Source organism: Algibacter lectus, assembly GCF_004368925.1.
GTDB lineage: Bacteria > Bacteroidota > Bacteroidia > Flavobacteriales > Flavobacteriaceae > Algibacter > Algibacter lectus.
This window is the reverse complement of record NZ_SORL01000007.1, coordinates 714377-729352: the sequence shown is the minus strand read 5'-3', so window position 1 is coordinate 729352 and position 14976 is coordinate 714377. Positions and strand designations below refer to the sequence as shown.

8 protein-coding genes are annotated in these 14976 nt (G+C 33.9%); all 8 read left to right on the top strand.

Features of this window, described 5'->3' with window-relative positions; translation table 11 throughout:
- Positions 1 to 599: 599 nt before the first annotated feature.
- The 8 genes from DFQ06_RS04130 (at position 600) to DFQ06_RS04095 (ending at position 14720) form a co-directional block, all read left to right on the top strand.
- Positions 600 to 4235, top strand: coding sequence for a DUF1592 domain-containing protein (locus DFQ06_RS04130; RefSeq protein ID WP_133966177.1), 3636 nt, complete (start codon positions 600 to 602; stop codon positions 4233 to 4235).
- Positions 4232 to 5575, top strand: a complete 1344-nt coding sequence (locus DFQ06_RS04125; protein WP_133966175.1) for a DUF1552 domain-containing protein — start codon at positions 4232 to 4234, stop codon at positions 5573 to 5575. The genes DFQ06_RS04130 and DFQ06_RS04125 overlap by 4 nt, the downstream gene beginning before the upstream one ends.
- A gap of 42 nt (positions 5576 to 5617) precedes the next feature.
- Positions 5618 to 6946, top strand: coding sequence for an L-fucose:H+ symporter permease (fucP, locus tag DFQ06_RS04120; protein WP_133966173.1), 1329 nt, complete (start codon positions 5618 to 5620; stop codon positions 6944 to 6946).
- 1 nt (position 6947) lies between these two features.
- A complete protein-coding gene (locus DFQ06_RS04115; RefSeq protein WP_133966171.1) occupies positions 6948 to 8870 on the top strand; it encodes a serine/threonine protein kinase related protein in 1923 nt (640 codons plus the stop codon).
- Positions 8871 to 9267: 397 nt separating this feature from the next.
- Positions 9268 to 10332 carry a polysaccharide lyase family 7 protein gene (locus DFQ06_RS04110; RefSeq protein ID WP_133966169.1) on the top strand — a complete coding sequence of 355 codons (1065 nt, stop codon included), beginning with the start codon at positions 9268 to 9270 and terminating at the stop codon, positions 10330 to 10332.
- A gap of 42 nt (positions 10333 to 10374) precedes the next feature.
- A complete protein-coding gene (gene gndA / locus DFQ06_RS04105; RefSeq protein ID WP_133966167.1) occupies positions 10375 to 12258 on the top strand; it encodes an NADP-dependent phosphogluconate dehydrogenase in 1884 nt (627 codons plus the stop codon).
- 43 nt (positions 12259 to 12301) lie between these two features.
- Positions 12302 to 13576 (top strand): Nramp family divalent metal transporter, encoded by a 1275-nt coding sequence (locus tag DFQ06_RS04100; protein ID WP_133966166.1) that lies wholly within the window; start codon positions 12302 to 12304, stop codon positions 13574 to 13576.
- Positions 13577 to 13619: 43 nt separating this feature from the next.
- The gene (locus DFQ06_RS04095; RefSeq protein ID WP_133966164.1) at positions 13620 to 14720 is read left to right on the top strand and encodes a polysaccharide lyase family 7 protein; all 1101 of its coding nucleotides are present in this window, start codon (positions 13620 to 13622) and stop codon (positions 14718 to 14720) included.
- Positions 14721 to 14976 lie beyond the last annotated feature (256 nt).

Genomic DNA, 14976 nt, shown 5'->3' with positions numbered 1-14976 from the left:
TATACATTTATATAAAATTAAAAAGCCCTGAACTTATGTTTGGGGCTTTTTTGTTTCACCATGTCTTGTAAATGGGTGATAGTTTCTAATCTAGGGGTAATAATATCGTTTATTAATTTGTTTTAAATTTTAGATTTACAATACCACTCATCTTTAAATTTAGATGAATTTACTGAATTAAATTAGTGTCTGTTTTTTACAATAATTGGCTTCTTTTTTAGCGAAATAAATTTTTAATGTAAAAAATAATTCAAATTATTACGGTGTTAAAAAAGGTAAACCGTATACAGAAGTTTATGAATATCCCGTGCCTAATTTCGATTTAAAAGCAAGAGAATAAAGTTAGTATTAGTATGAGAAATAATACTAAAACCATCTGCTATATAAGTCGTGACTTGAAAATAGATATCATTAATAAAATCAGTTCAAAAGCAAGTTATCTTTATTTTTAAGCTCGTTTTTTTACTGATTTTTTAATTTAAGAACAGTTTTTGTGTTGATTTGCAAAAATAGTATCATGATTGGTTGAGATTTTGGAAGATTAGTGTTTATATTATGGGTAAAATTGTTTTTTATAAAACCAACCAACTATAACTTTTATGAAACGCACGTTGTTAATTGCAATTGTTTTCACAATAGTCCTTTTCGGACTCTTCTTGATTCCGCTAGACGGTGAAGTAGAAAATACATTTGTATTCTTTTTGGGTAGATTTCACCCTATAATTCTTCATCTTCCAATAGGCGCTTTAATTGTACTATTTTTCATGGAAATTATTAACAGTTTCCGTCCAGAATTAAATCTAGATTCAGCATGTAAACTTTTACTTTGGTTTTCGGTTTTTAGTATAATTCCAACCCTAATTTTAGGTTTTCTTTTAGCTTCTTCAGGTCATTATAATGAAGACGTACTAGGTTTTCATAAATGGTTAGGCTGGTTTACGGCGCTTATAGCTGTATGGCTGCTTGTTGTAAGACAAAAATCTGTTAATAAAGAGGAAAATAAAGTATCCAAATCTTATAAAATATTTTTATTTATAAATGTTGTTCTATTGTCTTTAACAGGGCATTATGGAGGTTCTTTAACGCACGGATCGACGTATTTAACCAAACACATGCCATCTGGTTTAAAAGCCGTATTAGGTGTCGATGGAAGCGAAGGCGACTACATTGCGCTTAATACAGAAAGTGATTCGACTTCACAAGAAGCTGTAGATTTTAAAACCAAAGTGCAACCTATTATAGAAACGTATTGTTATGAATGTCATGGAGCTGATAAGCAAAAAGGTGATGTACGCTTAGATGTTTTGCATTGGGATATGATAAATGGTCACGATGCCGAAGGTTGGCACGCTGCCTTAGATATGATAAATTCTGGTGAAATGCCTCCAGAAGATGAGCCACAATTAAAAGATGAAGAGCGCCGTGCTGTTGTAGATTGGATGACGGAGAATTTAGAGAAAGCGGCCATTGCAAAAAACAACGCTAATAAAGGTGTTATGCGTAGGTTAACCAAAAAGCAATACACCAATACACTTAATGAATTACTTGGTGTAAACGTTAATTTTGGTGATGTGTTACCAGATGATGGAAAGTCTGAAATGGGGTATAGTAATAACGGAAGCATTCTTCAAACATCGGCACTGCATATCGATTATTATCAAAAAATTGCTCGTGAAGCATTAGATAAGGCCATTGTTTTTGGAGAAAAACCAGAAGCTAAACGTTACAAAGTAACCTTAGGAAAAAATATTGGAGACGGCAAAACAGGCGCTGAATATGGTGGTTACCAAACAGCTGCTATAAGTAATAAGGATTTACGAGTAGATATTTTAAATAATGAAGGAAATCCAATAGAAAATACTTCAACTAAACAAAAAGACACCATAAAACGCTTAAAAAATAAAATAGGTATTGGTATGCGTGGTTCAGCCAGTAACCGTTATAGTGTTGTTGCAGAAGGCATGTTGCTAAATTCAGCTTTACCAGCAAGAGAAGTTACACCAAAATCTTGGCAAGGGCCTTCGCCAAATTTAAAATTATTAGTAAAAGAAGATTTTCCAAGAACGGGCGATTTTGTTTTCCGTGTAGAAGCTTCCAAAGGATATCTTTCGGAATCTGTAGAACGTTTAATTGATTTAAGAAAAGTTGAGCCAGCTAGAAAAACTTCAAAAGCAGTGCGTATTTCTGCTAAGGATATAAAAAAAGCAAAAGGATTTGTTTTGAAAGATAACCGTTGGTTAATTGCGGAAAATGTGGCTACCAATGTAAAAACTCAGTTTAAGTATCATGTGCCGAAATCAGGTATTTATCAGGTAGATTTAATACATCCGTATGTATCAGAAGATGCTATGCCATCCTATCAATTAAGTCTTTTAGGCAATAATAAAGAGGGGCGTGTTGGTGAGCGTTTATACATGGATAAAAGTCTTGTAGATACAGATGAAATTATTACGCCGGTAACTTTGGCATATTTATCTGAAGGGGAACACAAAGCCTATATTGGCGGTAAGTTTTTTGTAGGTTTTAGCGATATAGTACTTACACCTATACCGGAAGACGATCCATTACCAAAAATACTAGCTGAAGAAGCTGAAAGAAATAATTTAAAGTATGCCGATGTTAATCCGTCTATTCAGGTTTTTGCAGGTGCAAGAACCGATGATGGTATGGATTATAAAACCTTTGGTGAGTCGGTTGAAGTTACCGCTTCAATGGGCGAGTATCAAATGTTTGAGTTTAAAGGCAGGCTAGAGAATTTACCAATTCCGCTAGGTAGTGCACAAGTAAGTGGCGATTTAGCAAATATACTCACCGTTGGTCTTTGGAATAATCATTTGGTTAAAGATGGTAGTTTTAATGGTCCTCCATTATTAGTGAAATCTGTAGAGTTTGAAGCGCCTTACAACCCAGTTTGGCCACCAAATAGCCATACACATTTATTTTTCGATTCACCAAATAAAGCAAACGCAGAATTGTATACAGAAGAGGTGCTAACTAGTTTTATGGAACGCGCTTTTAGACGTCCGCTTAATGATGGCGAGCTAAATAGATATATGGATTTTTGGCGTAGTGTTAAAGATGATTTTGATCGTTACGAGGATGGTGTTAAGGAAGTTATGGTTGCTGTGCTTTGCTCCCCTAATTTTATATATTTGTTTGAACCTGAGATTCCTGAAGACGATAAATCTAAAAAATCTACAGATGAATTTTATTTAGCCTCGCAATTGTCGTATTTCTTATGGAATTCACCACCAGATGAAAAACTGAATAATTTGGCATCTACAGGTGATTTATATGATGAGTTACCAGAGCAAATTGAGCGTATGGTAGACGATGAAAGAATTACAAGAATGATTCATTCGTTTTCTTATGAGTGGCTGCGTTTAGATCGTCATAAAAGTATGGATACCGATGTGGGTATGTATAGAGATTATACACGTTTTGTGAAAGAAGATATGTTTAAAGAAACCTATGAGTTTATTCAGCATATATTAAAAAACGACTTAAGTATTATGAATTTTATTGATTCAGATTTCGCTATGCTGAATCAAAACTTAGCAGAATTTTATGGTATTGATGGTGTAAAAGGAAATGAGTTTAGACCGGTAACTTTACCAAAAGAAGAGCATCGAGGTGGTTTACTGTCTCAAGGTTCATTTTTAAATGGGCATTCCGATGGGGTGCAAGCGCATCCTATTAAAAGAGCGGTTTGGTTGAAAGAAAAAATATTGGGCGATTCACCACCACCGCCACCACCAAATGTACCCGAGTTGGCAACCGATACGCCTGGCTTTGAAAAAATGACTTTAAAAGAACAGTTGTTTTTACATAGAAATAAAACGTCTTGTTTAGATTGTCATCATAAAATTGATCCCTTTGGAGTTGTTTTTGAAAATTATGATGCCGTTGGAAGATATCAAACCATAGCCAAAGGAAAGCCAATTGATGTAAAATCTAAATTACCTGATGGGACTGAAATTGAAGGTGTACAGGGTATTAAAGATTATATTTTAAGAATGAAGCAAGACGATTTCACACGTGCATTAGTAGAAAATATTTATGCTTACGCTTTAGGGCGCGATGTGAGTTTCGCCGATCAAAAAGAAATAGATAGAATAGTAGAAGAAGTTGTAGAAGATGATTATCGTTTTAAAACGGTTATAGAACAAGTGGTTTTAAGTCCGTCATTCTATAAAAAAGAACAAAGTTGGTTTAACAAAATATTTGGATCATGAGCAAAAAACCTTGGCATTTAGATCGTCGTACGTTTATTAAAGGATTGGGAGTAGCTTGTATGCTTCCGTATTTTGAGGGTATGGCTATGAGTAGTTTTTCAAAATTTATAGAGCCAGAAATACCAAAACGTTTAGGTTTTCTATACTTTCCAAATGGTGTTGGAATTCCTCCAAAAGAAAGTGCGGAGCACAAACACTGGAGCTGGTTTCCTTTAAATGAAGGACGCGATTATAAGTTAACCAAAACCTTATCGCCTTTAGCGGCTTATCGTGATGATATATCTATAATGGGCGGTTTAAGTCATCCATACAGTCGTAATGTTTTAGGGCATATGGCAGGCGATTCTTGGTTAACAGGTGGTGATTTACGTGGGGAATATAAAAACAGTATTTCTGTAGATCAATATGCTGCGGGAAAACTTAGTAAATACACACGTTTTCCTTCTTTAGCATTATCTACAGATGGCGGTGTTGGGTATAAATCTAGAACGTCAACATTGTCTTTTAATTCTTCAGGAAAACCGTTACCGTCAGAGCATAGACAACGTGAAATTTTTGAGCGTTATTTTTCTCCAAGTGGTGGTGCTTCAACTACAGAAAGGCGTAAAAGTTTAAACCAAGGTAAGAAGATTGTCGATTTAGTTTTAGAAGATAGTAAAAACCTAGAAAAACGTTTGGGTGCTAATGATAAGGCGAAGTTAGATGAATATTTAACATCCCTTAATCAAGTTGAGCAACAGGTAAAACGAAATGAAAAATGGCTAGATGTGCCCATGGACGATTTTGATGCGAGCTTAATTAATTTAGATGTAGATCCCGTTTCGGCTCCAGATGATTATGTACGCTCCATGATGGATTTAATGGTACTTGGATTTCAAACCGATTCAACACGTGTTATGACGTATATGATGGCGCGAGAAGATGGTATGGGCTTTGGTGATAATTTCCCTAAAATAGCTTTAGGTTTAAAAGGACATCATAGTATTTCTCACGATAAAACAACTGGACATTGGGAAGATTGGGGACGCTTGGATCAATGGTACGCTAAGCATTTTGCTTATTTTATTAATAAAATGAAAACTACAGAAGATGCACATGGTTCTTTATTAGACAACTCGCTTATTCTTTACGGAAGTGCTTGTAGTTCTACACACAATGCTAGAAACTGTCCGCTTATTTTGGCTGGAGGTGCTAATCTTGGTGTTGAGCATGGCGCTTATACTAAATTCAATGAAAAAGAAGTACGACTGTCTAATTTGTTTGTAAGCATGCTAAACAAAGTAGATGTACGTACCGAGAGTTTTTCGGATAGTACAGGGCCATTACCTTCAATTCTTTAAAAAATACCACACTAAATTTTAATAACAAACTAAATTAAATAGATGAATAAAAAAGAGCGCATTCCGGTTGTAAGTAAAGAATTATTATTTCCTTTTATCATTATAACCTCTTTGTTTGCTTTATGGGGAATTGCTAACGATTTAACCAACCCAATGGTATCTGCTTTCAAAAAAGTAATGCCCGAGTTATCTAATATTCAAGCTTCCTTAGTGCAATTTGCATTTTATTTTGGGTACTTTTTTATGGCGTTTCCTGCGGCTTTATTCATTAGACGTTTTAGTTATAAATCGGGAATTCTTTTAGGTTTATCGCTTTATGCTATTGGCGCATTTTTGTTTTATCCAGCGGCTAAATATGAGGAATATAATTATTTTTTAATTTCATTATGGGTAATTACCTGCGGATTGGCTTTTTTGGAAACCACCGCAAACCCATTAATTCTTGCTTTAGGTGATAAAAGAACAGCGACACAGCGCTTAAATTTAGCGCAAGCTTTTAATCCGGTGGGGTCGCTTACGGGAATGATTATCGCACAGGTTTTTGTATTACAGGCGTTGCGTTCTGATGATTATTCAGCGGAAGCTTACAATGCTTTAGCATCAACAGAATTGGCTGCTATTCGTGAAAACGATTTAAGTGTTATTAGTATTCCGTATTTAAGTTTAGGTGTTTTAGTGTTAATCATTATGGCGATTATTGTGTTTACAAAAATTCCAAAAACAGCTGTAGAAGATAAAATGAGTCTATCGGATTCATTAAAAAAATTAAAAGCCAATAAAACGTATTTAAAAGGTGTTTTGGCTCAAGCGGCATGTGTTGGTTCTCAAATTATGTGCTGGACCTATATTTTTCATTATGTTGATAATCTAAATGAAGCCACAGGGAGTGACATTACTGCAACAAATTATAATGTGGCTGCCATGATTTTATTCTTATCAGGTAGATGGATTGGTACAGCATTAATGAAAAAAGTAAACCCACCAAAAGTACTCATGTTATTTGGATTGGGTGGAACTTTAGCAAGTGTAGGAGCTATTGTGTTACCTGGAATGGCTGGGTTAATTTCGTTAGTAGCTATTTCCATTTTTATGTCTATTATGTTTCCAACTATTTATGGTATTGCTTTAAAAGATATGGGCGATGAAGCTAAAATTGGCTCAGCCGGATTGGTTATGGCCATTGTTGGTGGAGCGCTTATGCCTATTGTGCAGGCCGCTATTTTAGATTTAGGTGGCGATGGTTTGGCTGATATTAATTTTTTAGGCTATATACCTGAGGTTAATTTATCGTTTATTCTACCTGCATTATCATTAGCCTTTGTTGGTTATTACGGTTATAGTAGCATAAAAACAATGGTAAGTAATTCTTAGTATGAATTTGAACTTAAAAAACAATATTTTTTTTCTAAAGTCTTTACTATTAGCAACGCTTGTATTTTTAGCGTCTTGTAAACAAGAAACTGGAAGTGTTGTAAAAATTGCCAATAGCGACAATCAATGGCCTATGTCTGGTGGACCGGATGGAAGTTATAAAATTAAAACAGATTTACAGGTTCCAGTACAATGGTCGGTTCGAAATAACGAAAATATTAAATGGAAAAAATCACTTCCTGCTGGCGGACAAAGCGGTATTGCTGTTTGGGACGATAAGTTGTTTTTTACTATTAATCCGCCTTTAGATACGCCCGCTTTTTCTGAGTTACAAAGTAATTATGATGAAGCTAAATCTAATTACGATACTATTTATACTGAAGAATTAAGCTTTTTAAGAAAAGAAGGAGTGTCTGCTTTTGAAACGGTTTTCAACCGGAAAAATACAGCGCATAATCTTTTCGAAGTCTTTTTGCTTTCTAATGAAAATTATCAAAAATTATCTTCTGAAAAAAAGAAGACTAATTATAACCGATTGCTAAATAAGAGTGGGGCAGGCCGTATGTTTTCTGAAGCCAATAAAAAACTAATTGATTATGTGAATTCAAAATCTGATAGGGTTTTAAAGAGTTATAATCAATTTCAACAAGCTGAAAAAGCATTAAAAACCAGACCTGTAGGGACAGATATTGTTCTTTATTGTATGGATGCCAATACAGGAGAAACCCTATGGATGCGTACTGTAAAAGGATTATTACCTAGCGATTATAATTATGCCTTTAGTGATGCCACAACGCCGTGCCCTATGACTGACGGTGAGTTTGTTTGGGCTATTAATGCCAGTGGTGGTATGGCTTGTTTTTCATTAAAAGGTGATTTGGTTTGGGAACGTACTTGGATGCCTACCGTGGGGAGGCCGTTTAATAAACAGTTCGATTCGGTGTTGTTTGAAGATATTATTTTGAATGTTGAACCACCACTTGAAAGTGATTCTACACGAATAAAAGAATGGAATTATCTACACGCTTTTAACAAGAATACCGGAAATCACGAATGGACCACTCAAGCAGCTATTACGCATTATAATACGCCCGTGATTGGAGAAACTTCCGAAGGAAAACCTGCAATTTTAATAGGTCGTGGCGGTCCGCATGGAGTTCCAGAACGTCCTGTTGGTTTGAGTTTAATAAGCTTAGAGCAAAACAATGCTGGTGAATCTCTTTGGCATTGGGAACCTGAAGCGCCTAACAAACTATCGGGTTATGGTGCTTTAAATACCCAACATTGGGATACCGAAAAAATATCGTGGATTTATAAATGTGAAGAAAATTTAACGGTAAACTCAAATACTGGTGAGCTAATGAGCCAAAAGCCTTTAAATATTGTCGATCAATATATTTATGATGAAATGGATAAAACCTATCATTTAAATGAAGGTGTTGTTCTTAAAAATTCTGAAAACGAATTCCATTGCAATATGGCTGTAAACAATTATACCTTTTATATGGTTATGCATAAGCCATTTATTGCGCGCCATAATATGGTAACTGGTAAAAATGAACATCTAGAATTACCTCATGAAAAAAATGCTGACGGTAGTTTTATTTGGAAAACACCACAAACTAATGATGGTTTTAATGCCAAAGGACAATTGCATAGTAATGATGCTCGCGTTTTGGGCGATGGCTTTCAACGTTCGTTTTTAGGATCTCCGGTTATGATTAATAATTACATCTATTTTACAAATGCCATAGGAATGGTTTATGTTATCGATGCAAATGCAGAACGTTTTGATGAGCGTGCTTTAGTCTCGGTCAATGATTTAGGTGAAAAAGGAAAAACATGGACCGTAAACACCTTAAGTTTTGCTAATGGTCACATCTATCACCGAACCTTAAAAGAGATTATTTGCATTGGGGAATAAACAAGTTTTTGTATTTAAATCTATTAAAACACAAGATTATTTAACCTGGAAAAATTCATAAATATAAAATTAACTCGATTTATTAAGAGAGCTATTATATGTTTTAATTTTTATCGTTCTGTTCTCGGTAAGGCCTATGAGTAAAGGTGTAACCCGTTCGTATCGCTCGTTACATTAAGGTTGGTATTAATGTTTTTTGCTTTATTTTTCTTTCGTTCTATGAGTTTTTTTTCTTTTATAACTCTATATAAATATTTATTACTATATTTGGTACACCAGATTGGTGTACCAAATATTTTTTAATAAGAATGAGTTACTTTTTCTGAATTTATTAAATTGGAAGTTTCACTAATTAGTATCTAATATATTGAATGTTGCAATGAATAAAGATCATATAATGAAACCTCAACTAATAAAATCAACGTTACTAATTCTCTCCATACTTTGCCTTGTGGTATTAACTAGCAGTTGCAGAGATACCAATAAAAAAACGGAGAATGTAAATGCAAATGCTACCGTTTATCCAAGTGATGTGATACCATTTATGGATCAATGGCGTATTCTTTGTGGCGATGGAACAAAATTTGAAGAACTAGCCAATATTGAGCATAGAGATTATTTTTATGTTACAAATGATGGTAATACGGATTGGGTAGTTTATAAAACACCAAACTCTGGTATTACATCTCGAACCTCTAGCAATACAAGAACAGAATTAGGACAAAAAGAACATTGGACAACCGAAACAGGAGGTAAGTTAACAGGTTCGTTAAAAGTAATGCATGTTTCAACTTCTGGAGATGCAAGAGTTGCCGCTTCATATTCAGTTGTAGTTGGACAAATTCATGGAAATGAAGGGCATGAAAATGAACCTTTAAAAATTTTTTATAAAAAATTCCCTGGCCACACCAAAGGTTCTGTGTTTTGGAATTATGAAATTAATACGGCTGGTGATGATAATTCTGGAAGATGGGATTATTCTACGCCAGTTTGGGGTTATGATATGTCTGTTGTTGGATCGAGCCCAACCACATCTCCCGAAGAACCAAAAGATGGTATTGCTTTAGGTGAAGAATTCAGCTATGAAATAAATGTTTACAAAGGCATTATGTACCTCACTTTTAAGAGTGAAGGTCACGAAACCAAAACATTTACTAAAAATTTGCTAAAATCTGATTTTGCGAAAAAAGAAGATATTCCTCAACAAATATGGACGTTATACGCAGTAATTGGTCGTGATGGAGTTGAACGAGAACAGGCTTATGCAGGGGAATTACAAAATTTTAAACAAGGTGCGTATAACCAAACTAATGGCAAGAACCCAGAAGATAACATCGTTTGGAGTACAGGATCTGAAACTTATAATGGAGACATCGAAAAGCAGTACGCTAATGGATGTTATGCAGAAGTTTGGTTTAAAAATGGAACTTTAGGAGCGGGTACTGATCCAAATCAAGAATAATAGTATTTAACGATATAAGGTTTATTTAAAACATTTAAGAATTTGAATAATGTAATCTTTATAATGGGAGTTTCAGGCTGTGGCAAGAGTACCATTGGTGAGTTATTATCTCAAGAACTCGAAATTCCTTTTTTTGATGGGGACGATTTTCATCCGCAATCGAATATAGATAAAATGAGTAGCGGTGTGCCATTAAATGATGAAGATCGCCATGGTTGGTTAGTTACGCTTAACGATTTGGCAAAAAGTGAATTACCAGATAATAGTTGCATTATTGTTTGTTCAGCTTTAAAGAAATCTTACAGAGATATTTTAAATACAGGTATTCAAAATCAAGTAAAATGGATTCATTTAGCAGGAAGTTTTAATCAAATTTTAGAACGATTAAATAAACGAGAAAACCATTTTATGTCTTCCAATTTATTGCAATCGCAGTTTGATACTTTAGAAGAACCGGAAAATGCTTTTGTTGTAAATATCGGTTCAAAACCAGAAGACATTGTTGAAAAAATTACAAATAAAATAAAGATGAAATCAGAATTCGGGTTATTTGGACTAGGCGTTATGGGAAAGAGTTTAAGTAGAAACCTGGCTCAAAAAGGATTTGAAATTTCGGTATTTAATAGAGAGGAAAAAGGAACGGAAGAAGATGTTGCTATAAATTTCAAAAAAGCACATAAGGAACTTGAGACTGCTCAAGCTTATTCTGATATCGAAGCATTTGTAAATTCATTACAAACACCAAGACGAATTATGCTCATGGTGAATGCTGGTAAGATAACAGATTTGGTTATTGAAGATTTGATTCCCTTTTTATCAGATGGTGATATTTTGATTGATGGTGGAAATTCAAATTACTTAAAAACTAAAGATCGTTACGATTATTTAAAATCAAAACAGATCAATTTTATTGGTGTTGGAGTTTCTGGAGGAGAGCAAGGCGCATTAATAGGGCCTTCTATTATGCCTGGCGGAAATAAAGAAACGTATAATTTAATAAAACCGTATTTGGAAAGTATCGCTGCCAAAGATGCTAATAACCTGCCTTGTTGTACATATATAGGTGAAGAAGGTAGTGGGCATTTTGTTAAAATGGTCCATAATGGTATTGAATATGTAGAGATGCAATTGTTGGCAGAAGTTTACACTATTCTTAAAGCCATGGGAAATAATCCTGATGAAATTGCCAATATTTTAGAATCATGGAAACCCGAAGCTGATAGTTATTTACTTGGAATTACCATAGATATTTTAAGAAAAAAGGATGGAGACGATTGGTTGGTAAATAAAATAGTAGATAAGGCAGGAAATAAAGGTACAGGAAATTGGACCACTATTGCAACAGCTCAATTAGGTGCTCCAAGTACTTTAATCGCGTCGGCATTGTTTGCGCGTTATACCTCGTTTTATAAAGAAGAAAGGCTTTTGGCTAGTGAAAACTTCAATATAAACCCATCTTCATTAGATTTAGATATACAAGATGTTTTAAACGCTTATCAGTTTGCTAGAATTATTAATCATTACCAAGGTATTAAACTGATTTCTGAAGCAGGAAGAGCTTATAATTGGGAATTGAATTTAAGTGAAATCGCTCGTATTTGGACCAATGGTTGTATTATAAAATCTGATTTTATGGTAGAATTAATTCCAATTTTAAAAACGGATGATAATATTTTAAAACACGCTACTATTATTAATAAACTGAAAGCTCTGAAACCTTCTATAAATAAAGTAGTTTCTCAATGCATTTTGAATGAGTTAACAGCATCTTGTTTTAGTGAGTCTGTTAATTTTTTAAATGCGTATACAACCTCAAATTCTTCAGCAAATATAATTCAAGCACAACGGGATTATTTTGGAGCACATACTTACCAACGTATCGATGATGATGATACGGGTAAGTTTCACCATACCAACTGGAATTAACCACTCCATTTTTAACTAAATATACCAAACTAAACTAAATATAATGTCTGAATTAAAAGAGAAGAAATCTTTATTACAAAAAATTGTAGCCATAGTTTTGGGCTTTGGTCCAGGTATTTTTGCTATCGGTTATACCATAGGTACTGGTAGCGTAACCTCGATGATTGTTGCTGGAAGTAAATTTAATATGCAATTATTATGGGTACTTTTAATCAGTTGTATTTTTTCGGGCGTTTTAATGTTTGCCTACGGTAATTACGCATTGCTTACGAGTGAAACAGCGCTTTACGGATTTAAAAAACATTTAAAATTTGGAAAAACTTTAGCCATATTAATTATTGTTGGCATTACGTTTGGTCAATGGAATTCATTAATGGGAATTTTAGGGATTTCATCAAACATTATTTACGAAATATTAGCCATTAATTTTGAAGGATTAAGCGCTTATAAGTATGAAACTGTTTTAATAACAGCCATTATAATTATTGTTACGTTTTACTTATTAATGCTCGTTGGTAAGTACACATTTTTTGAGAAAATATTGGTTGTTTTTGTAACCTTAATGGGGTTTTCATTTGTACTTTCATTATGTTTTGTGCAGCCACTTTCTATAGATGTAGTTAAAGGCTTATTGCCTACTATACCAGATGTTCCTGGTGGTAAAATGCTAGTTGCTGCGTTTGTTGGAACCACCATGGCTTCGGCTACATTTCTATCTCGACCACTTTTTGTAAAAGGAAAAGGTTGGACTATTAAAAATTTAGATCAACAGAAAAAAGATTCTATTACTGCAGCCATTTTAATATTTGTGATTAGTGCAGTTATTATGGCAGTAGCCGCAGGAGCTTTATTTTATCAAGGTAAAGAGGTTTCACAAGTGTTGGATATGGCAAATACATTAGAACCTGTTGCTGGTAAATGGGCCGTTTCTATTTTCTTTTTTGGTGCATTAAGCGCAGGTTTATCTTCTATTTTTCCGTGTTTATTAATAGCTCCATTACTAATTGCAGATTATCAATCGGGAGAATTAGATACCAATTCGCGTCAATTTAGAATAATAACTGCTGTAGCTTGTCTGGTGGCTTTAATTGGTCCTGCATTTGGAGCAAACCCTATTGAAATTCAAATTCTATCTCAAGTATTTAATGTATTTGTGTTACCAATTGTTGTGCTTGGTATTATTCTTATGTTAAGCAGTAAAAAAGTCATGAAAGATTATAAAACGAGTTTAGGTGTTTATATAGGGTTGTATGCTGCATTGTTCTTTTCTTTAGTGATTTCATACAACGGAATAGTTGCTCTTTTAGAATATTTCTAATGCTTAACTCATAAAAAATAAAACTAAATTAAACCATACCAAAATGAATACAAAAAACATATCTACAGGATCTACGCTTGTCATGCTCAGTTTTTTTATAATCTTTAACAGTTGTAATAATGCAACTAAAAATGAAGCTAAAGAAGTTACAACGGAAAAAGTTACAAAAACCGTTTACGCTAGTGATGTTATTCCTTTTTTTGATGATTGGAAATTAATTTTAGGAGATGGTTCAAATGTGGGAATAGTAAATAATTTTGAAAATAAAGATTTCTTTTACACAGCTAATGATGGCAAAAATGATTGGATTGTTTTTAAAGCACCAAATGGTGGAGATACGCATGGAACCTCGAATAATACTAGAACAGAATTAGCTCAAATAAAAAAGTGGTACCCAAAAGCAGCTAACGATAAATTGACGGCAACATTAAAAGTAATGAATGTATCTGCTACGGGTGATGCGCGTGTTGCAGCTTCTCACGCTGTAGTTGTGGGACAAATTCATAGTGCGGATAAGCATGAGAATGAACCCCTAAAAATTTTTTACAAAAAATTCCCAGGGCATACAAAAGGTTCTGTGTTTTGGCATTATGAAATAAACACAGCGGGTGATGATAATTCAGGAAGATGGGATTATTCAACGGCAGTTTGGGGAAACGATTTTTCGGTTGTTGGATTAGAAGAAAATACATATCCTGAAGAACCAAAAGACGGTATTGCTTTAGGTGAAGAATTTAGTTATGAAATTGAAGTAAGAGATGGTATTATGAACTTGAAATTTACAAGTAAAGATCATGAAACCAGAACGTTTACAAAAAACTTAATAGAATCGGAATACACAACAGCCGCAGATATTCCTGAGCAAACACAAAAACTATTTGTAGTTATTGGTCAAAATGGAGTAGAACGTGAAGCAGCATATACAGGAGAGGGGTGTTTTTTCAAACTGGGAGCCTATAATCAAACCAATGGAAAATCTCCGGAATTAAATAAAAACTGGTGTTCTGGTGCAGAAACACATGGCGGTGATATTGAAAAACAATATGCCGATGGAAACTATGCTGAAGTTTGGTTTAAAACAGGGAGTATAACTGTAAGTGATGCGGCAGTATCTAATGAAGAGTATTTCACTAAAAATGATTAAGAAATCTACAATATTTCTATTTGATATTTAAGTTAAAACTATTAAGACTAATTAATAGCCTGATTGAAGTTAATAGTAGATGTTGGAGTAGTATTTTAGCCTATTAAAACTACTCCAACAATTTAAATTTTCGAGGTATTTCTATATACTCGTAGTTCTTGGTACGCTTAAGTTTTTATGGTAAACACAAAATTATAGTTAGTATCCTTTGATTTTTAGATAATTATATCAAAATTATATTTTGCAGTAACAATTT